The sequence below is a fragment of the Massilia niabensis genome (assembly GCF_042655085.1).
In the GTDB taxonomy this organism is placed as follows: Bacteria; Pseudomonadota; Gammaproteobacteria; order Burkholderiales; family Burkholderiaceae_D; genus Telluria; species Telluria niabensis.
Genome location: NZ_JBHSMU010000011.1, coordinates 102,486 through 122,575 on the forward strand (window position 1 = coordinate 102,486; position 20,090 = coordinate 122,575).

General features: G+C 64.7%; 15 protein-coding genes. 11 read left to right on the forward strand and 4 right to left on the reverse strand.

Features of this window, described 5'->3' with window-relative positions:
* Nucleotides 1-135 precede the first annotated feature (135 nt).
* Nucleotides 136-2,106 (forward strand): TOL_0244 family TonB-dependent receptor, encoded by a 1,971-nt coding sequence (locus tag ACFPN5_RS11725; protein ID WP_379783380.1) that lies wholly within the window; start codon nucleotides 136-138, stop codon nucleotides 2,104-2,106.
* 92 nt (nucleotides 2,107-2,198) lie between these two features.
* Here ACFPN5_RS11725 and purB read toward each other — a convergent pair whose 3' ends face one another.
* The gene (gene purB / locus ACFPN5_RS11730) at nucleotides 2,199-3,578 is read right to left on the reverse strand and encodes an adenylosuccinate lyase (protein ID WP_379783382.1); all 1,380 of its coding nucleotides are present in this window, start codon (nucleotides 3,576-3,578) and stop codon (nucleotides 2,199-2,201) included.
* Nucleotides 3,579-3,724: 146 nt separating this feature from the next.
* Between purB and ACFPN5_RS11735 the strand changes: the two genes are divergently transcribed.
* Together ACFPN5_RS11735 and ACFPN5_RS11740 are read left to right on the forward strand one after the other, a co-directional pair.
* Nucleotides 3,725-4,345 carry a glutathione S-transferase N-terminal domain-containing protein gene (locus ACFPN5_RS11735; RefSeq protein WP_379783384.1) on the forward strand — a complete coding sequence of 207 codons (621 nt, stop codon included), beginning with the start codon at nucleotides 3,725-3,727 and terminating at the stop codon, nucleotides 4,343-4,345.
* A gap of 17 nt (nucleotides 4,346-4,362) precedes the next feature.
* Nucleotides 4,363-5,316 (forward strand): PfkB family carbohydrate kinase, encoded by a 954-nt coding sequence (locus tag ACFPN5_RS11740; protein ID WP_379783386.1) that lies wholly within the window; start codon nucleotides 4,363-4,365, stop codon nucleotides 5,314-5,316.
* 158 nt (nucleotides 5,317-5,474) lie between these two features.
* Here the strand turns inward: ACFPN5_RS11740 and ACFPN5_RS11745 are convergent, their stop codons facing one another.
* A complete protein-coding gene (locus tag ACFPN5_RS11745; protein ID WP_379783388.1) occupies nucleotides 5,475-6,050 on the reverse strand; it encodes a TMEM165/GDT1 family protein in 576 nt (191 codons plus the stop codon).
* Nucleotides 6,051-6,233: 183 nt separating this feature from the next.
* On the opposite strand from ACFPN5_RS11745, the gene ACFPN5_RS11750 reads away from it, so the two are divergent.
* Nucleotides 6,234-8,099, forward strand: coding sequence for a M1 family metallopeptidase (locus tag ACFPN5_RS11750; RefSeq protein ID WP_379783390.1), 1,866 nt, complete (start codon nucleotides 6,234-6,236; stop codon nucleotides 8,097-8,099).
* Between the two features lie 31 nt (nucleotides 8,100-8,130).
* Nucleotides 8,131-9,789, forward strand: a complete 1,659-nt coding sequence (locus tag ACFPN5_RS11755; protein ID WP_379783392.1) for a serine hydrolase — start codon at nucleotides 8,131-8,133, stop codon at nucleotides 9,787-9,789.
* Nucleotides 9,790-9,849: 60 nt separating this feature from the next.
* On the opposite strand, the gene ACFPN5_RS11760 is transcribed toward ACFPN5_RS11755, so the two are convergent.
* Nucleotides 9,850-10,749 carry a LysR family transcriptional regulator gene (locus ACFPN5_RS11760; protein WP_379783394.1) on the reverse strand — a complete coding sequence of 300 codons (900 nt, stop codon included), beginning with the start codon at nucleotides 10,747-10,749 and terminating at the stop codon, nucleotides 9,850-9,852.
* 109 nt (nucleotides 10,750-10,858) lie between these two features.
* Here ACFPN5_RS11760 and ACFPN5_RS11765 point away from each other — a divergent pair, with 109 nt between their 5' ends.
* Complete coding sequence (locus ACFPN5_RS11765; RefSeq protein WP_379783396.1) at nucleotides 10,859-12,127, forward strand: SGNH/GDSL hydrolase family protein; 1,269 nt, start codon at nucleotides 10,859-10,861, stop codon at nucleotides 12,125-12,127.
* A 91-nt stretch (nucleotides 12,128-12,218) separates the two neighbouring features.
* On the opposite strand, the gene ACFPN5_RS11770 is transcribed toward ACFPN5_RS11765, so the two are convergent.
* On the reverse strand, nucleotides 12,219-13,007 hold the full coding sequence (locus ACFPN5_RS11770; protein WP_379783398.1) for a class I SAM-dependent methyltransferase: 789 nt from the start codon (nucleotides 13,005-13,007) through the stop codon (nucleotides 12,219-12,221).
* Nucleotides 13,008-13,395: 388 nt separating this feature from the next.
* Here ACFPN5_RS11770 and ACFPN5_RS11775 point away from each other — a divergent pair, with 388 nt between their 5' ends.
* From ACFPN5_RS11775 to ACFPN5_RS11795, 5 genes are all read left to right on the forward strand, one after another.
* A complete protein-coding gene (locus tag ACFPN5_RS11775; RefSeq protein ID WP_379783400.1) occupies nucleotides 13,396-15,033 on the forward strand; it encodes a TldD/PmbA family protein in 1,638 nt (545 codons plus the stop codon).
* Between the two features lie 14 nt (nucleotides 15,034-15,047).
* Nucleotides 15,048-16,382: a TldD/PmbA family protein gene (locus ACFPN5_RS11780; RefSeq protein WP_379783402.1), complete on the forward strand. Its 1,335-nt coding sequence runs from the start codon at nucleotides 15,048-15,050 to the stop codon at nucleotides 16,380-16,382.
* 88 nt (nucleotides 16,383-16,470) lie between these two features.
* On the forward strand, nucleotides 16,471-18,108 hold the full coding sequence (locus ACFPN5_RS11785) for a TldD/PmbA family protein (protein WP_379783404.1): 1,638 nt from the start codon (nucleotides 16,471-16,473) through the stop codon (nucleotides 18,106-18,108).
* Between the two features lie 8 nt (nucleotides 18,109-18,116).
* Nucleotides 18,117-19,454 (forward strand): TldD/PmbA family protein, encoded by a 1,338-nt coding sequence (locus ACFPN5_RS11790; RefSeq protein WP_379783406.1) that lies wholly within the window; start codon nucleotides 18,117-18,119, stop codon nucleotides 19,452-19,454.
* Nucleotides 19,455-20,075: a DUF4159 domain-containing protein gene (locus ACFPN5_RS11795; protein WP_379783408.1), complete on the forward strand. Its 621-nt coding sequence runs from the start codon at nucleotides 19,455-19,457 to the stop codon at nucleotides 20,073-20,075.
* Nucleotides 20,076-20,090 lie beyond the last annotated feature (15 nt).

Sequence of the window (20,090 nt, forward strand, 5' to 3'; positions counted from 1 at the left end):
AACTGTTTCTTTTGTACACTATCAGCAATTGTTAAACGTGCACAGGCGTAAGCGGCTCGGAATGTAAAATTCGTAAAGAGCGCGCAAGGCCTGGAAGTCCAGGGCGAGCCTGTTCGCATCGAGTCGAGGAATCATATGTACAACTGTCATCCGAGCCGGCCACGCCTGCGCCCCCTGGCCCTGTTGCTCGGCTGCGCGCTGGCTGCCGGCGCTGTTACGGCTGCGAGCGCGGCAGCTGTCGACCAGCCCGAAGGTGCGGACTTTGCCGACCTGTCGATCGAGGAACTGGCCAACATCCAGGTGACGTCGGTGTCGAAAAAGCCCGAGCGCCTGCTCGAGGCCCCGGCGTCGGTGTTCGTCATCACGGCCGACGACATCCGCCGCTCGGGCGCCTCGACCTTGCCCGAAGCGCTGCGCCTGGCGCCCAACTTGCAGGTCGCGCAAGGGAACGGCGCGTCGTATGCGATCACGGCGCGCGGCCTGAATGGCGGCGGTAACAGTGCCCCGAACAAGCTGCTGGTGCTCATCGATGGACGCTCGGTCTACACGCCGCTGTTTTCCGGCGTGTTCTGGGACGTGCAGGACGTGATGCTGGAGGACATCGAGCGCATCGAAGTCGTCAGCGGTCCGGGCGGCACCCTGTGGGGGGTGAATGCCGTTAACGGCGTCATCAACATCACCACTCGCTCGGCGCATGACACGCAGGGTAGCCTGGCCATGCTGCGCGGCGCGAACGATGGCGCCGATGTCGCGTTTCGCCAGGGCGGACGCAAAGGCGAGGCCAGCTGGCGCGTCTACGGCAAGGCGCAGGGACGTTCGCACACGGAGCGGGCCAGTGGCGCGCCCGTCAATGACGCCTGGCACTCCGGGCAGATGGGCTTTCGCACCGACTGGGAGCGTGGCGCGGACCGCTTCACCCTGAACGGTAATGCCAATCGCGGCGCCTTCGAGCAGCCGGCGCCGGGCACGATCCGCGTCGGTGGTACCAATCCCCGGCTGGGCACGGTCGACACGCGCGGCCTCAACCTGACCGCCGGCTGGCAGCATGCGCTGCAGGACGGCGGCAGCGTCAACCTGCAACTGTATTACGACTACACCCGGCGCGAGGTGCCGCCGACCTTTACCGAATCGCTCGACATCGTCGATTTGCAATTCCAGCATACGCTGGCGCCGTTTGGGGCGCACAGCCTGGCGTGGGGCGCGAATGCGCGTTACAGCTGGGACCGGGTACAAGGCAGCGAGTACGTCGCCTTCCTGCCGGAACGCCTGAACCAGACCTGGCTCAGCCTGTTCGCCCAGGACGAGATCACGCTTACGCCCACGCTGCGCGCCACGCTCGGCGCGCGCATTGAAAGCAACCCGTATACGGGTGCCGAATTCCTGCCCAGCGCGCGCCTGTCATGGAGCGCGGCGCCGGGGCATGCATTCTGGGCCGCGGCCTCGCGTGCGGTGCGCGCCCCATCGCGCATCGACGCCGATACCTTCATCCCGGGGCGGCCGCCCTATATCCTGGCGGGCGGCCCCGGCGTGCGCTCGGAGGTGGCCAAGGTGTTCGAACTGGGCTATCGCGGCCAGCCGCTGCCGCGCCTGTCGTACTCGGCCACGCTGTTCTATAACGATTACGACCACCTGCGCACCCAGGAATTGTTGCCGAGCCGTACCGCGGTCCGCTTTGCGAACCTGATGGATGGCCACGCGCTTGGGATCGAGATGTGGGGCAGCTTCCAGGCGACGAAAGCGTGGCGCCTGTCGGGCGGGCTGACGGCGATGCGCGAACGCGCGTACCTGAAGCCCGAAAGCAACGATGTCAGCGGCCCCTTGAATGCCGGGTTTGACCCGTCGCACAGCCTGCAGCTGCGCTCGACTTACAGCGTCGACGCAAGCCGCGATGTCGAGATTGCCTTGCGCAAGGTCGGCGCGCTCGACCTCGGTCCCGTGCCGGGCTACACCGCATTGGATGCGCGCTTCGGATGGCGCGTGCGGCCCGGCCTCGAGCTGTCGGTCGCCGCCATGAACCTGAACGGCAGCCATCCGGAATACGGTGGTATCACGACGCGTGCTGAGGTGCCGCGCACGGTAGCGGTCAAATTGGTGTGGCAGAACTAAAGGGGAGACCATCCAACCTACGGCAACAACATAAAAAAAGCCCGCGCCATTTCTGGCGCGGGCTTTTTTTGGACGAAGCATCCGCCGAACGCTTAGATCGCCTTGGCCAGCTCTGCCGCCAGACCCGTGTAGTTCGCCGGCGTCATTTTCAGCAGCAATTCTTTCGCTTCCTGGGGAATTGCCAGCGTCTCGATGAACTCGCGCAGCGCCTCTTTCGTAATGCCCTTGCCGCGGGTCAGTTCCTTCAGCTGTTCGTACGGGTTCTCGATGCCGTAGCGGCGCATCACCGTCTGCACCGGCTCGGCCAGCACTTCCCAGTTCGCGTCCAGGTCCTGCTCCAGTTTGGCGGCGTTCACTTCCAGCTTGTTCAGGCCGCGCAGGCAGCTGTCATAGGCCAGCAGCGCATAGCCGAAGCCGACGCCAATGTTGCGCAGCACGGTCGAGTCGGTCAGGTCGCGCTGCATGCGCGAGACCGGCAGCTTTTCGGCCATGTGGCGCAGCACGGCATTGGCCAGGCCTAGGTTGCCTTCGGAATTCTCGAAGTCGATTGGGTTGACTTTATGCGGCATGGTCGACGAACCGATCTCGCCGGCCTTCAGCTTTTGCTTGAAGTAGCCCAGCGACACGTAAGTCCAGATGTCGCGGTTCAGGTCGAGCAGGATGGTGTTGGCGCGGGCGATGGCATCGAACATCTCGGCCATGTAGTCGTGCGGTTCGATCTGGATGGTGTACGGGTTAAACGTTAAGCCAAGCCGCGACTCGATCACGTCCTTCGAGAACGCGGGCCAGTCGAAGCCCGGGTAGGCCGACAGGTGCGCGTTATAGTTGCCGACCGCGCCGTTCATCTTGCCGAGGATCTCGACGTCGGCGATCCGTTTGACGGCACGTTGCAGGCGCGCGACGACGTTGGCGAATTCCTTGCCGAGCGTGGTCGGGCTGGCGGTCTGGCCGTGGGTGCGCGAGAGCATCGGCAGCGCCGCGTTGGTGTGGGCGATCTCGGTCAGCTTGGCAACAATGCCCTGCAGGGCCGGCAGCATCACGGTATCGCGCGCGGCTTTCAGCATCATGCCGTGCGAGGTGTTGTTGATGTCTTCCGAGGTGCAACCGAAGTGGATGAACTCGGAGGCCGCCACCAGTTCCGGTACGTCCTTGACCTGTTCCTTCAGCCAGTACTCGACCGCCTTGACGTCGTGGTTGGTGACCGCCTCGATTTCCTTGATGCGCGCCGCATCGCCCTCGCTGAAACCCGACGCGATCTTGTCGAGGTGGGCGCTTGCTTCGGTCGAGAACGGCTTGATCTCGGCAAAGCCGGCCTGTGCCAGCGCCTGCAGCCAGGCGATCTCGACCATCACGCGATGGTGCATGAAGCCGGCTTCGGACAGGATCGGGCGCAGCTGGTCGGTCTTGGCCGCGTAGCGGCCGTCGAGCGGCGACAGGGCCGACAGGGAGGAAAGTGGGGCGGTAGCGGTCATGGCGGGCGGTCCGTGCAAAAACGCGGATTTTACCACCGCAGGCCCGTTGGGGCTTTGTGGTGGGCGCAGCGCAAACGGTCGCTTGGGCCGAATTCAGGCCTCCAGCCGATGTTATACTCCTACCAAATCCCCCTTTCCGAGCATCTATGAAACTCATCGGTTCGAACACCAGTCCGTATGTGCGCAAGGTCCGCGTCGTGCTGGCGGAGAAGAAGCTCGACTATTCATTCGAGCTCGACAATGTGTGGAGCGCCGAGACGCAAGTACACCGGTCCAACCCGCTGGGCAAGGTGCCCTGCCTGGTGATGGAAGACGGCAGTGCGCTCTACGATTCGCGCGTGATCGCCGAATACCTCGACACGCTCACGCCCGTGTGCAAGTTGCTGCCCGCGAACGGGAACGGGCGCGACCGCGCCGACGTCAAGGTGTGGGAAGCGCTGGCCGACGGCGTGCTCGATGCCGCCGTGCTGGTGCGCCTGGAAAAGACGCTGCGACCGCAAGAGCAGCAGAGCCCGCAGTGGATCGAGCGCCAGCTCGGCAAGGTGCATGCGGGCCTGGCCGTGATGTCCGAAAAACTAGGCGAGCAGCCGTTCTGCATGGGCAAGTCGTACACGCTGGCCGACGTGGCCGTCGGTTGCGCGCTCGGCTGGATCGCGTTCCGTTTCCCCGATATCGACTGGCGCGGCGACTATCCGAACCTCGCAAAACTGTTCGACAAACTGGGCGAGCGTGTTTCCTTCAAGGACACCGTCCCAGTGGAAGCATGAGCGCGCAGGTCAATGGTGTGAATAGTGGCACCCTGGCGACCGTCGTCTTCGGCGAAGCGCTGGTCGACGATTTCGCCACCGAGCAGGTGGTCGGCGGCGCGCCGTTCAACGTCGCGCGCCACCTGGCCGCCTTCATGGCGCCGCAGCTGATGATTACCCGCGTCGGCGCTGACCACAATGGCGATACCATCCGCGCCGAGTTCGAACGCTTCGCGATGTCGCAGGCCGGCCTGCAGGTCGATACGATCGAGGAAACCGGCCGTGTGCTGGTCGAGCGCGGCGCAAAGGGACACCGCTTCGTCATCGTGCCGAACCAGGCGTATGACTACATCGGACGCGAGGAGGCGCTGGCGGCGCTGGCGGCGTCCGCCACCGCCGCGCCCGGCGCGCTGTATTTCGGCACGCTGGCCCAGCGCGCCGAGCGTTCGCGCGGCACGCTCAAGGCCCTGCTGTCCGCAACCGGCGCAATCCCCGGCACAACCCGCTACCTCGACCTCAACCTGCGCGACGGCCAGGTCGACGAGCGCACCATCGCCGATTCGCTGCACGCCGCCGACATCGCCAAGCTCAACGAAGACGAGCTGCAGTCGCTGTTCCAGACCTGGTTCCAGCTGGGGCCGAACGATCCGCCGATGGCGCCCGACGAAACGCGTTCCGCCTGCCGCGCGCTGCTGCAGATGTTCGGGCTGCAGGCGCTGATCGTCACGCTGGGGCATCGCGGTTCGGTGTATTTCGGCGCCGACGGCACCACCATCGACACCCGAGACACGCCGGCGCCGCCCTTCGTGATCGACACGGTAGGGGCGGGCGACGCGTTTTCCGCCATCTTCCTGCTCGGCCGCGCCCGCGGCTGGCCGCTCGAGCTGACCCTGGCGCGCGCCAATGAATTCGCCGGCGCGATCTGCGCCATTCCCGGCGCCGTGCCGCGCGACCTGGGCTTCTACGACAAGTGGATGACGCGCTGGCGGTGAGTGTGGCTGGGGGTGTTCAACCGTGCGTTGAACGCGTGGGCGGCAGAGCCGTCCACCCTACGTCCCTCCGATAAGAGACAGCGTTCCGCAAGCCAGTGTAGGGTGGACGGGTTCCCCGTCCACGCGTTCAACGCCCGATCGCATATCGAACACCGCGTTCAAAACCCGAAACGCTCGCCCGCCCCCAGCAGCGTCGCAATCCCCAGTCCCGCAAAAATCAGTGCCGCAATCCCATGCACCAGGGTGAGCGGCACTTTGCCCGCAATGCGCTCGCCGAAATACACGGCCGGCACGTTCGCCAGCATCATGCCCAGGGTGGTGCCGGCGACGACCATCGCCATCTCGCTGTAGCGCGCGGCCAGGGCCACGGTCGCCACTTGCGTCTTGTCGCCCATCTCGGCGACAAAAAAGGCAATCAGCGTCGTCATGAAGACGCCGAAACGTGCCAGCGAGGCTTCGGTTTCGTCGATCTCGTCGGGGATCATCGTCCATACCGCCATGGCGAGGAAGGACAGGCCAAGCACCCAGCGCATCACGGATGGGCCCAGCAGCTCGCTGACGAGCGCACCGACGGCGGCGGCAAAGGCGTGATTCAGAAGGGTGGCGACAAAAATGCCGAGCACAATCGGCAGCGGCCGGCGAAAGCGGGCGGCCAGGAGGAAAGCGAGGAGCTGCGTCTTGTCGCCGATTTCAGCGAGGGCGACGATGCCGGTTGCGACGAGAAAGGCATCCATAAGGGCGCAGGTGGGGGTGAAAGCGCGAAAGCGCAAAAGCGCGGATCATAGCAGAGTCGGCGCGCCGGCAGATGCCAATCCGTCCCGAAAACCAACGCAAGCGTGCCCTCGAGAGGAGAGCTTTCCCGCCCCTCATGAAAGTGCTATTCTGCTCGCGCCCTCCGCTCTGCCTTACACCACGACATGAACACCAGCACCCTCCTGCGCGCCAGCGCCTGCGCCATCCTCGGCCTGTCCGCCAGCGCCGCATGCGCGCTCGACCCCCTTAGCTACGCGAACTACGACCAGGTCAGGACGCGCGCCCTGCACCTCGACCTGAAGGCCGATTTCACGAAGAAGACGCTGGCTGGCCATGCCGAACTGAGCCTCGACTGGCTGGATACATCGGCGCGCCGACTCGACCTCGATACGCGCGACCTGGCGATCTCGAAGGTCGAAGCGATCGACACGCGCGGGCGCTGGACGCCCGTGAAGTACACGCAGGGCAAGTTCGACGCCGAGAAGGGCCAGGCGCTGCACATCGACCTGCCGGCGCAGGCGCCGAAGGTGCGCATCCATTACCGCACCGCGCCGACCGCCAGCGCGCTGCAGTGGCTCAGCCCCGCGCAGACGCTCTCCGGCAAGCGCCCCTTCATGTTCAGCCAGTCGCAGGCGATCAATGCCCGTTCCTGGGTGCCGGTGCAGGACACGCCCTCGGTGCGTTTCACGTATAGCGCGCGCATCGAAGCGCCCGAGGGCCTGCGCGTCGTGATGAGCGCCGATAACGACCCGAAAGCGACGGGCAGGGGTGGCTGGAAGTTCACCATGCCGCAGCCGATTCCATCCTACCTGCTGGCGATCGGCATCGGCGAACTGGAAACGCGCACGCTCGGCGGGCGCACCGGCGTGTACGCGGAACCAGGGCGCATCGACGCCGCCGCCTACGAACTGGCCGACACCGAAAAGATGGTGGCCGCCGCCGAATCGCTCTACGGCCCTTATCGCTGGGGGCGTTACGACATGCTGGTGCTGCCGCCCTCGTTCCCGATCGGCGGCATGGAAAACCCGCGCCTGACCTTCCTGACGCCCACCATGATCGCGGGCGACCGCAGCCTGGTCGACCTGATCGCGCACGAACTGGCGCATAGCTGGTCGGGCAACCTGGTGACCAACGCCTCGTGGAAGCACTGGTGGCTGAACGAAGGTTTTACCACCTACGTCACCACGCGCATCCTCGAGGTGCTGTACGGCGAGGAAGTGGCGACCATGAACCTGCAGCTCGAGCAGGAAGAGGCGATCGAATCGCTGAAGGACCTGGCCCCAGGCAAACAGGCCCTCGTCACGCGCGACCCGGATACGGGGTCGGCCACCTACACCGATGAAGGCCTTGCCTATCCAAAGGGCGCCTGGCTGCTGCGCACCCTCGAGCAGCGCGCCGGCCGCGCCGTGTTCGATCCCTTCCTGCGCGGCTGGTTCGACACGCACGCATTCCAGAGCGTTACCACCGACCGTTTTGTCGCCTACCTGCGCACCAACCTGCTGGCGAAACACCCGCAGGTGATGAGCGACTCGGAACTCGACGAATGGCTGTACGGCCCGGGCATCCCGAAAAGCGCGCAGTATGCGAAGTCGCAGCGCCTGGTCGCCCTGGACGCAACCACTGCCGCCTGGCTGAAGGGCACTCTGCCGACCGCGAAGCTCGATACGAAAAACTGGACCGCCAACGAGTGGATGAAGTTTTTGAACGATATCGACAACAAGGCCGATGCGGCCCGCCTGAAGGAACTGGACAGCGCATTCGGCCTGGCGAAGACGCGCAACAACGAAGTGGCATTCCGCTTCTACCGCGCCGCGGTGCATGCCGGCTACCGCGACATTCGTCCGCAGCTCCAGGCTTTCTTGAACAGCGTCGGGCGGCAGAAATTCGTGGTGCCGCTGTACGCCGCACTGCGCGCGAACGCGGAAGACCGCGTGTGGGCCGAGAATATCTACAAGGCGGCGCGCGAGCGCTACCACCCCGAGACGCAATCGAGTGTCGACAAACAGATGGCAGCAGCAACGACGAAGTAACCTACAGTAAAGGAACCGAAGAGTGCAGCAGATGAAACGCATTGCAGCCGCGATCCTGATCGCCGCCGCTACCACCACCGCCGCCGCCGCGCAAGCGCAGGCCCCGGCCGTTAATACCGCTACTCCGGTCGTCGCGCCAGCCGCCACATCGGCATTCGACCTAGAACAGGACGTCACGCGCGTCATGAAAGCCTTCGACGTGCCCGGCATCGCGATTGCCGTCGTCAAGGACGGTAAAGTGATTGCCGCGCGCGGCTTCGGCGTGCGCAAGCTCGGGGAACCGGCCAGGGTCGACGGCCAGACCCTGTTCGAGATCGCCTCGAATTCGAAAGCCTTTACCGCCGCTGCGCTGGCGATGCTGGTCGACGAAGGCAAGCTGAAATGGGACGACCCGGTCGTCAAGCACCTGCCCGGCTTCCAGATGCACGACCCCTACGTCACGCGCGAAATGACCGTGCGCGACCTGCTGGTGCACCGCAGCGGCCTGGGCCTCGGCGCGGGCGACCTGCTGTGGTGGCCGACGACGAATTTCAGCACCGACGAAATCATCGAGCGCCTGCGCTACGTGAAGCCGGCGACGAGCTTCCGCAGCAGCTATGCCTACGACAACCTGCTGTATATCGTGGCCGGCAAGATCATCGCGCAAAAGTCGGGTAAATCCTGGGGCGACACGGTGCGCGAGCGCATCCTCAAACCCGTCGGCATGAAGTCGACCACCACCAGCCTGGCCGAGAACGCGGGCAACCCGAACACCTCGAACGCGCACAGCAAGATCAACGACAAGATCGCTGCCGTCAAATCCATGCCGGTCGATAACGCAGTCGGCGCCGTCGGCATCAACACCAATGCCGAGGACATCGCGCGCTGGATGAAGGTACTGCTCGACGGCGGCCGCGTCGAGGGTTCCAAGGGCGCGGACGGCAAGGAGCTGCGCCTGTTCAGCGAGGCGCAGTCGCGCGAGATGTGGACCGCGCAGACGCCGATGAAGATCAACACGCCGAAGCCGCCGCTGGCGGCGACGAAACCGAACTTCTTCGCCTACGGCCTGGGCTTCCAGCTGCGCGACTACAAGGGCCAGCTGGTCGCCATGCACGGCGGCGCCCTGCAGGGCTTCTATTCGCGCGTGCTGCTGGTGCCGGAGTCGAAACTGGGCATCGCCATTCTCACCAACGCCGAGAGCGGCGGGTCGCTCAACGCGCTGCAGTACCGCCTGCTCGACCAGTACATGACGGGCTCCGCGCCGACCGACTGGATCAAGGCCATCGCCGACCTCGAACACGAAGCGCACGAGAAGGAAAAGGCGCGCCTCAAAGGGGCGTCCGCGACGCGCGCCGCCGCATCGAAACCGGCGCTGGCGCTGACCGCTTACGAAGGCCAGTACGAAGACCCGTGGTACGGCGCGATGCAGATCAAGCGCATTCCTGATAACAAGCGCGGCAACAAGCTGATCATGTCCTTCACGCGCACGCCCGACCTGACCGGCGAAATGGAGCACTTCCAGCACGACACCTTCATCGTGCGCTGGAAGGAGCGCAACTTCAACGCCGACGCCTACGTCACTTTCTCGCTCGACCACGACGGCAGCATCGAGCACGTCAAGATGAAGGCGGTGTCCACCGAGACCGACTTCAGTTACGACTTCCACGATTTGCTGTTCACGCCAGTGAAGGCGAAAGCGGCGAAGCTGTAAAAGCACGGCAGTGACGGGTTCACCGGCGGCCATACCCGACCGCAGCAGCGCCGTCCCGCTTTACGCAAAACCGGGCAGGGTGGCGACTTCGGCCTCCAGTTGCTCGGCGAACAGGCGGGCGCGCAGCGGCTGGTAGCGGCGCGAAGGGAATAGCAGGAACAGTTCCTGTGCGCCGGCGCTCCATCCGTCCAGCACGGGCGCAAGCTGCCCGCTGGTGAGCAGGTCGTCGACCAGCCATTCGGGACACAGGCCGATACCGGCGCCCTGGATCATGGCATCGCGGATCGCCATTGCGTTGTTGATGCGGTAGCGCCCGCCGGCCGGCACCTGCACGGATTCGCCACCACGTTCCAGGGGCAGCGTGCCAGCGTCAAGCGCCCAGGCGAAGCGAATGAATTCGTGCGCTGCCAGCTCGTCCGGAGCGGCCGGCGTCCCGCGGCGCTCCAGGTAGGCAGGCGCAGCGTACAGGCGCCGCTGCGAGGCCGCAATGCGGCGTGCGATGGCATCGGGCGGCAGGCGGCGGCCCAGGCGTAATGCCACGTCGACACCGTCTTCGACCAGGTCCACATAGCGGTCCTCGAGAATCAGTTCGACTTCGATCTCGGGCCAGGCGGACATGAAACGCTGCACGATCCCGTTCAGGCGCAGCTGGCCAAAGGCCACGGGCGCATTGATGCGCAGCAGGCCGGCCGGGCGCTCGGTCAGGCCGCGCGCTTCGTCCAGTGCTTCCCGGTATTCCTCCAGCACGCCCTTGGCACGCCGGTAGAAGCGCATCCCCTGGTCCGTCGGCGTCAGGCCTGCCGTGCTGCGTTCGACCAGGCGCGTGCCGAGCTCTGCTTCAAGCGCGCGCAGCACCTTGCTCACGTTCGGCTGGCTGGTCGCTTCCTCGCGGCTGACTGCCGAGATGCTGCCCAGCTCGATTACCCGGACAAAATAGCGCATCGCACGCAATGTATCCATCCCGCCTTCCCATTCATATTTGGAATGCATGTTAGCGCAATTTGGCGGGTAGTATTACAAATCTGCATAACCTATCGTGACGCTTTCCTCATCGTCCGACAGGAACAACATGAAAAACCCTGCAGCTTTCGCATGCACCCATGGCTGCGCGCTGATCCTTGCCCTTGGCCTTGCCGTCAGCGCCAATGCCGCGGCGCCACCTGCCCGCTGGGTCAGCTCCTGGTTCGCCAGCCCGCAGCCCCTTTGGGACACCGACTTCATCCTGCCGACCGGGCTGCCCCCAAGCCTGCACGGCCACACGGTGCGCGAGACCGTGCGCCTGAGCAGCGGAGGACGCCGTATCCGTCTCGTCTTCTCGAACCGCTACGGTACGGCGCCGCTGGTGTTGGGCGAAGTGCGGGTCGCGCCGGTGGGACCGGACGGGCAGGCGCTGCTCACCGCCGGCCACGCCGTGCGCTTCGGTGGCGAACGCCGTGCGTCGGTTCCCCCCGGCGCGCCGCTCGTCAGCGACCCGATCGAGCTCGCCCCGGCCGCCTTTGCGCGCCTGGCGGTATCGGTATTCGTGCCCGAGCCGACGCCCTTGCGCACCTTCCACTGGGGCGCCCAGCAGGAAGCCCTGGTCGGGAAGGGCAACCTGACCGGTGCCACCGCCATGGCGTCGGCGCAGCGGGTACCCGGCCGCCTGTTCCTGAGCGCGGTGCTGGCCGAGGCGCCGCCGGCAACGCGCACGGTGGTCGCCTTCGGCGACTCGATCACCGACGGCAACGGCTCGACACCGGGCGCCGATCGCCGCTGGCCCGACTTCCTGGCGCAACGTTTTACCGGCGTAGCAGTGGCAAATGCCGGGATTTCCGGTGCACGCCTGCTGGGCGACCGGATGGGTGTCAACGCGCTGGCACGCTTCGAGCAGGATGTGCTGAGCCAGCCGGGCGTGGCGGCAGTGGTCGTGCTGATCGGGATCAACGACATCGGCTGGCCGGGCAGCCCCTTCGCACCAAGCGAGCGCCCCACGACGGCTGCCCGGCTGATCGCCGGTTACCGCCAGCTGATCGCAGCGGCGCATGCACGCAACGTGCGGGTGGTGGGAGCGACGCTGCCGCCGTTCGAAGGCGCCTTGCGGGGAACACCCTTCGAGGGGCATTACAGCCCGGCCAAGGAGCGGCTGCGCCAGGAGGTCAATGCTTGGATTCGCGGTGCCGGCGCGTTCGATGCCGTGGCCGACTTCGACCTGCTGCTGCGCGACCCTGCACGGCCGTCGCGGATGCTGCCGGCCTATGATTCAGGCGATCACCTGCACCCCGGCGATGCGGGCTACCGGGCAATGGCCGGATCGATGAGCCTGGAGATGTTGTTCGGCGACGCGGGCGCGTCGCCCTGAGCCGCGCGCAGCGGCTTGCACGCCGCTGGCGGGAGCCACTCGCGCAATGGCGCGAGTGGGAGGGCGGAACCTGGCGTCCCGCCCGTCCGGCTTACTGCTTCACGAACTTCAGCGTCATCCGGTCGCTCTCGCCGATCGCCATGTACTTCTCGCGGTCCTTGTCCTTGTTGGCCAGGACCGGCGGCAGGGTCCAGACGCCTTTTTCGTGGTTCGCGGTGTCCTTCGGGTTGGCGTTGACTTCGGACTTTGCCGCGAGCTTGAAGCCGACGCTTTCGGCCATCTTGATCACGTACGACTCGTGCACATAGCCGCTCGAGGCCTTTTCGTCCTGCTTCATCGACACCGGCAGGCGGTGGTCGACCACGCCCAGCACGCCGCCCGGTTTCAGCACCTTGTGAATTTCCTTGAAGGTCGTCCTGACCGCTTCGTCGCCGGCGCCGACCCAGTTATGCAGGTTGCGGAAGGTGAGCACCATGTCGACGCTGTTGGCCGGGGCGATCTCGTAGCGGGTCGGCGGCTCGAAGATGCTGGTGACGACCTTGCCGTACAGGGCAGGGTTCGAATCGAGCTTTTTCTTGAACGCTTCGCCATAGCGCTTGCCAGGGGCGATCTCCTGGCCTGCGCCGATCAGCTTGCCCTTGTCGCGCAGGTAGGGTGCGAGGATCTCGGTGTACCAGCCGCCGGACGGCACCAGCTCGACCACCGTCATGTTCGGCTTGATGCCGAAGAAGGTCAGGGTTTCGTACGGATGGCGCCATTGGTCGCGGGCGGCGTTGGTTGCGCGGTGCTCGCCGGCGATGACGGCCTTGAGGGCGTCGTCGGCCTGCACGGCGCCAGCGGCGCCCACGGCCAGCACTGCGGCCAGGATCAGTCGTTTCATGAAGTCTCCGTTCGTTGGTTGGTCGCGGCCCGGGGTGGCCGGCGCCGTCGCGCCTGATGATCGAACAAGCAACAGGTCGAGTCAAGCGAAGTCTTGTATGCAGTGCTCCACATGATGCACCACATGAGTGTCCGGCAGGTGTCCGCCCGGACACCAAGGTGGGATACCCGGACACCCTCTGGACAGCATCGACATCGCGCTGCCACAGCTAGCGTATTGACACTTTGAGCTGGTGCAAATATTGCCTATTCAAAAGCGTAACTTGCTGCTAATGTTTAGCGGTTTGCCGTCTGGTCCCCGGGCTGGACAAGGCAAGTCATACATATAAATACGCGGCAGTGCCCGTGTGCGCGCCGCCCCAAGAAGCAGGTTGAATTCAGGAGAGACCATGGAACGTCGTACCTTTCTCAACATCAGTACCATTGCATTCGGCACGATGCTCATCCCGGTTGCCGGGCGGGCCATCGCTGCCGAGGAACTGCTCAGTCCGATGGCGGTCGCCGCCAAGAAGGCGCTGGCCGACACCGCGCTGAACGCCGCCACCAAGGCCGGCGCTTCCTACTGCGACGTGCGCATCGGCCGCTACCTGAACCAGTTCGTCACCACGCGTGACCTGAACGTCGAGAACGTGGTCAACACCGAATCGGCCGGCGTCGGCGTGCGCGTGATCTGCAATGGCGCCTACGGCTTTGCCGCCACCTCCGACATGACCCCGGACGGCATCGCCAATGCGGCGCGCCAGGCCGTGGCGATCGCGAAGGCGAATGCCAAGCTCCAGACCGAACCCGTGCGCTTGGCGCCGGTCAAGGGCGTGGGCGACGTGGCCTGGGCCACGCCGTACAAGAAGGACTGGCGCACCGTGCCGATCAAGGAGAAGGCCGACCTGCTGATCGCTGCGAATAAAGCCGGCATGGACGGCGGCGCGAATTTCATGCAGTCGATGCTGTTCCAGGTGAACCAGCAAAAATACTTCGCGTCGACCGACGGTTCCTACATCGACCAGGACCTGCACCGCCTGTGGGCGCCGTTCACGGCCACCGCCGTTGACAAGGCCAGCGGCAAGTTCCGCTCGAGGCAAGGCTTGGGAGCTCCAGTCGGCATGGGCTACGAATATCTCGACGCCCGTCCCGAGCACAAGATCAAGGCCGCCGGCGGCGTCGCCACGCTGTACACGGATTCCTACGACATGATCGGCGACGCACGCGCCGCCGGCCGCGACGCCAAGCGTAAACTCACCGCGAAGTCGGTCACCCCGGGCAAGTACGACCTGATGCTCTCGCCGGAACACCTGTTCCTGACCATCCACGAATCGGTCGGCCACCCGACGGAACTGGACCGCGTGCTCGGCTACGAAGCCAATTACGCCGGCACCAGTTTCGCCACGCTCGACAAGTGGGAAACGAAGAAATTCAAGTACGGCGCCGAGATCGTCAACCTGTACGCCGACAAGACCACCAAGGGCTCGCTCGGCGCGGTCGGCTACGACGACGAAGGCGTGCGCACCAAGCAGTGGGACATCATCAAGGACGGCATCCTGGTCAACTACCAGGCCACGCGCGACCAGGCCCACATCATCAACGAGAAGGAATCGCACGGCTGCTCGTATGCCGACTCCTGGAGCAATGTGCAGTTCCAGCGCATGCCGAACGTCTCGCTGGCAGCGGGCAAGAAGAAGATGAGCCCGGACGACATGGTCAAGGGCATCAAGAAGGGCATCTATATTGTCGGCGACGGTTCGTTCTCGATCGACCAGCAGCGCTACAACTTCCAGTTCGGCGGCCAACTGTTCTACGAAATCAAGGACGGCAAGATCGGCGAAATGCTGGAAGACGTGGCCTACCAGGCCAACACCCAGGAATTCTGGAGCGCCTGCTCCGGCATCTGCGACCAGAGCGACTGGCGCATGGGCGGCTCCTTCTTCGACGGCAAAGGACAGCCGCCGCAGATCAGCATCGTCTCGCACGGCTCTTCGACCGCGCGCTTCAACGGCATCAACGTGATCAACACCGCTCGCAAGATCGGCTAAGGCAGGGAACGACAATGACCATCCTGAACCAGGAACAAACCAAACGCATCTGCGACCGCGTGCTGTCGCTGTCGAAAGCCGACGAATGCATCGTCGGCATCAGCGGCGAACGCGCCGGCAACATCCGCTTCGCCCGGAATGCCGTCTCCACCGCCGGCCTGACCGACGACACCACCTTGACCGTGCGCGTCGCCTTCGGCAAGCGCCAGGGCACCGCCACCATCAACGAGTTCGACGACAAGTCGCTGGAAAAGGCCGTGCGCCGCGCCGAAGACCTGGCGCGCCTGGCGCCGGAAAATCCGGAGTTCATGCCGGCCGTCGCCAAGCAGGCGTACAAAGCGTCGAACACGTTTGTGCAGAAGACTGCCGACATCGACCCCGAGATCCGCGCCCAGGCCGCCGCCTACGCGATCGAGGCCTGCCGCAAGAAGGGGCTGGTCAGCGCCGGCTTCCTGACCGACACCACCTCGTTCCAGACGGTGGCGAACTCGAACGGCGTGTTCGGCCACCAGGCCCTGACCTCGCTCGACTTCACCTGCACGATCCGCACCGAAGACGGCCGCGGTTCGGGCTGGGTGCGCCGCTCGGCGCGCGACCTGGCGCGCTTCGATCCGCGCGAAGCGGCCGATGTGGCCATCGAAAAGGCGCTGCGTTCGGTGGAAGCGAAAGCGCTGGAGCCAGGCCGCTACACCGTGATCCTGGAGCCGGCCGCCACCAGCGACCTGATGACATTCATGTTGAACGGCTTCAATGCGCGCAACTCCGACGAGGGCCGCAGCTTCCTCTCGAAAAAGGGCGGCCTGAACCGCGTCGGCGACAAGCTGTTCGACCAGCAGGTCAACATCTGGTCCGACCCGTGGGATCCGCTGGTGCCGGTCCTCCCGTGGGATAACAACATGCTGCCGCGCGAGCGCCAGCACTGGATCAAGGATGGCCGCGTGGCCGACCTCCAGTACTCGCAGTATTGGGCCAAGCAGAAGAACAAGCGCGCCATCGGCACTCCGGGCAACTTCATCATGGGCGGCACCGACAAGACCACCGAGGCGCTGATCGCCAGCACCAAGAAGGGGGTGCTGGTCACCCGTACCTGGTACATCCGCATGGTCGATCCGCAATCGGTGGCGCTGACGGGCCTGACCCGCGACGGCACCTTCTATGTCGAAAACGGCAAGATCAAGCACCCGATCAAGAACTTCCGCTTCAACGAAAGCCCGGTCTCGATGCTCAACAACATCGAGGAGATCGGCAAGTCGGTGGTGCTGGGGGGCGATGAGGGGCCGAATCCGATGGTGGTGCCGGCGATGAAGGTCAGGGACTTTAACTTTACGTCGCTGTCGGACGCGGTGTAAGCGACGTGAATGCGGCCGATGACCGTTGCCCGGTGATCGGCCGTGCGCTGTTAAAACGTGGCCGTATCGGGCCGCGCATGGAGACACAATGGAACGACGTAATTTCTTGAAAATCGGCGCCGGCACGGCGGGCGCCATGCTGGTCCCGGTATTCGGCAACGCGATTGCGGCCGAAGACCTCCTGAACCCGATGGCGACGAGCTTCAAGAAAGCCCTTGCCGACGCCGCCCTGAACGCCGCCACCAAGGCCGGTGCATCGTATTGCGACGTGCGCATCGGGCGCTACCTGAACCAGTTCATCACGACGCGCGACCTGAACGTCGAGAACATCACGAATACCGAGTCGACCGGCGTCGGCATCCGCGTGATCGCGGGCGGCGCCTACGGTTTTGCGGCGACCAACACCATGAACCCGGACGCCGTGGCTGGCGCCGCGCGCCAGGCCGTCGCCATTGCCAAGGCCAACGCCAGGCTGCAGACGGAACCGGTGCGCCTCGCCCCGGTGAAGGGCGTGGGCGAAGTCGCCTGGGCGACGCCATTCAAGAAGGACTGGCGCGCGGTGCCGGTCAAGGAAAAGGCCGACATGCTGATCGCCGCCAACAAGGCGGGCCTGGAGGCGGGCGCCAGCTTCATGACGGCGAACCTGTTCCAGATTAACCAGCAAAAGTATTTCGCGTCGACCGACGGCTCCTACATCGACCAGGACATCCACCGCCTGTGGGCGCCGATCAATGCCACCGCCGTGGATAAGGCCAGCGGCAAGTTCCGCTCGCGCGCGGGCCTCGGCTCGCCGGTGAGCATGGGCTACGAATACTTCGACGTGGCAGGCGGCGGTAAGGTAAAAGCCGCCGGCGGCGTCACTACGCTCTACACGAAGTCCTACGACGTGGTCGAGGACGCGCGCCTGGCCGGCAAGCAGGCACGCGAGAAGCTCTCCGCCAAGTCGGTCGAGCCGGGCAAGTACGACCTCGTGCTGGCGCCGGAACACCTGTTCCTGACCATCCACGAAGCCGTCGGCCACCCGACGGAACTGGACCGCGTGCTTGGCTACGAAGCCAACTACGCCGGCACCAGTTTCGCGACGCTCGACAAGTGGCAGTCGAAGAAATTCAAGTTCGGCTCCGAGCGCGTGAACTTCATCGCCGACCGCACGGCGCCCGGCTCGCTGGGCCTGATCGGCTACGACGACGAAGGCGTGCGCGCCAAAGAGTGGGACATCATCAAGGACGGCATCCTGGTCAACTACCAGGCCACACGCGACCAGGCCCACATCATCGGCGAGAAGGAATCGCACGGCTGCTCGTACGCGGACTCGTGGAGCAGCGTGCAGTTCCAGCGCATGCCGAACGTGTCGATGGCGCCGGGTAAAGCGCGCCTGACGCCGGACGAGATGGTTGCGGATGTGAAGAAGGGCATCTACATCGTCGGCCGCGGCTCGTATTCCATCGACCAGCAGCGCTACAACTTCCAGTTCGGCGGCACGCTGTTCTACGAGATCAAGAACGGCAAGATCACGAACCCGCTGGAAGACGTCGCCTACCAGTCGAACACCCAGGAATTCTGGAATGCCTGCAGCGCCATCTGCGACGAGCGCGACTGGCGCATGGGCGGCTCCTTCTTCGACGGCAAGGGCCAGCCGAGCCAGGTCAGCGCGGTATCGCACGGCTCGAGCACGACGCGCTTCAACGGCATCAATGTGATCAACACCGCCCGCAAGATCGGTTAAGGAAAAACATGAAACAGCTGAACCAGGAAGAAGCAAAACGCATCTGCGAGCGCGTCATCAAGTTCTCGAAGGCTGACGAATGCAGCGTGACGATCGACGGCTCCCGTGCCGGCAACGTGCGCTTCGCGCGCAACAGCATTTCGACCGCGGGATTGAACGAAGACATGCAGCTCTCCGTGCAGGTCGCTTTCGGCAAGAAATCCGGTGTCGCGCAGATCAACGAGTTCGACGACAAGTCGCTGGAAAAGGCCGTGCGCCGCGCCGAAGCAACGGCCCGGCTGGCGCCTGAAAATCCGGAGTTCATGTCGGCCATCGGCAAGCAGGAGTACAAGGCGACGCCGACATTCGTGCGCGCAACCGCCAACATCGATCCTGAATTCCGCGCCCAGGTAGCGGCCTACAGCATCGAGGCGGCAAAGAAGGCAGGGCTGGTCACTGCCGGCTTCTTCAACGACAGCACGCGCTTCTCGGCGATCGCCAACTCGAATGGCGTATTCGGCTTCCAGGAGCTGACCGACCTGGCCTATACCTGCACGGTGCGCACCGAAGACGGCCGCGGCTCGGGCTGGGTCACGCGCTCGGCGGTCGACGCGAACCGTTTCGATGCGCGCGAAGCGGCCGGCGTGGCGATTGAAAAGGCGCTGCGCTCGGTCGAGGCCAAGGCACTGGAGCCGGGGCGCTACACGGTCATCCTGGAGCCGGCGGCGACGTCCGAAGTGCTGGGCAATATGTTCAGCAGTTTCGAGGCGCGCGCCGCCGATGAAGGCCGCAGTTTTCTCACCAAATCGGGCGGCAAGAACCGGCTCGGCGACAAGCTGTTCGACGAACGGATCAACGTCTGGTCCGATCCGTGGAACCCGGACGTGCCGGTCGCGCCCTGGGACGACAACACGATGCTGGCGCGCCAGCGCACCGACATCATCAAGGACGGCCGCATCGCCGCGCTACGCTACTCGCGCTATTGGGCGCACAAGAAGGGCGTGCAGGCGAATGCCCGCCCCGGCAACATGATCATGGCCGGCGGCACCAAGTCGCTGGAGGAGCTGATCGCGTCGACCAAGAAGGGCGTGGTCGTCACCCGCACCTGGTATATCCGCATGGTCGATCCGCAGTCGCTGCTGCTGACGGGCCTGACGCGCGATGGCACCTTCTATGTCGAGAACGGCAAGATCAAGTACCCGATCAAGAACTTCCGCTTCAACGAGAGCCCGGTCACAATGCTGAACAACGTCGAGGAACTGGGCAAGCCGATGGTGATCGGCGGCGATGAAGTGCCGTTCCAGATGGTGCTGCCGCCGATGAAGGTGCGCGACTTCAACTTCACCTCGCTGTCCGACGCGGTGTAGATGGCGCGTTATGACTTTTACTTCACCCGGCTCATGTACGAGTCGGGTGACTGGGATGTAGATATCCGCATGCCCAGCAACGTGCTCAATTCGCTCGTCGAGTACACCACGCTCAAGGTCGACCCGGCCGAACGGATGGTGCAGCTCGCCGACCCGAAGGTCTTGGAATCACCGTTCTGCTACCTGGCCGGGCACAAGCTGGTGCAGTTCACCCCTGCCGAGCGCAGGAACTTCGAGCGCTACGTGCGCGGCGGCGGCTTCGTGTTTGTCGACGACTGCAACCACGACGTCGACGGCCTGTTCGCCAAGAGTTTTGAAGCCGAAATGGCGAAGATCTTCGGCGGCTCGGCGCTGCGGAAGATCCCGAACAACCACCCGGTGTATTCGAGCTTCTTCAAGTTCGACGGCCCGCCGAACACCTCGGTGGAGCTGAACGGCTGGGGCGACGACCTGGTGCACGAATACCTGAAGGCGATCGAGATCGGCGGGCGCGTGCGCGTGCTGTACTCGAACAAGGATTACGGTTGCGAGTGGGATTACGACTTTCGCAACAAGCGTTTTCTGGCAGTGGACAATACCCGCTTTGCGGTGAACATCATTCAATATGCGTTGGGAGCCTAAGTGGCAGAACATCAT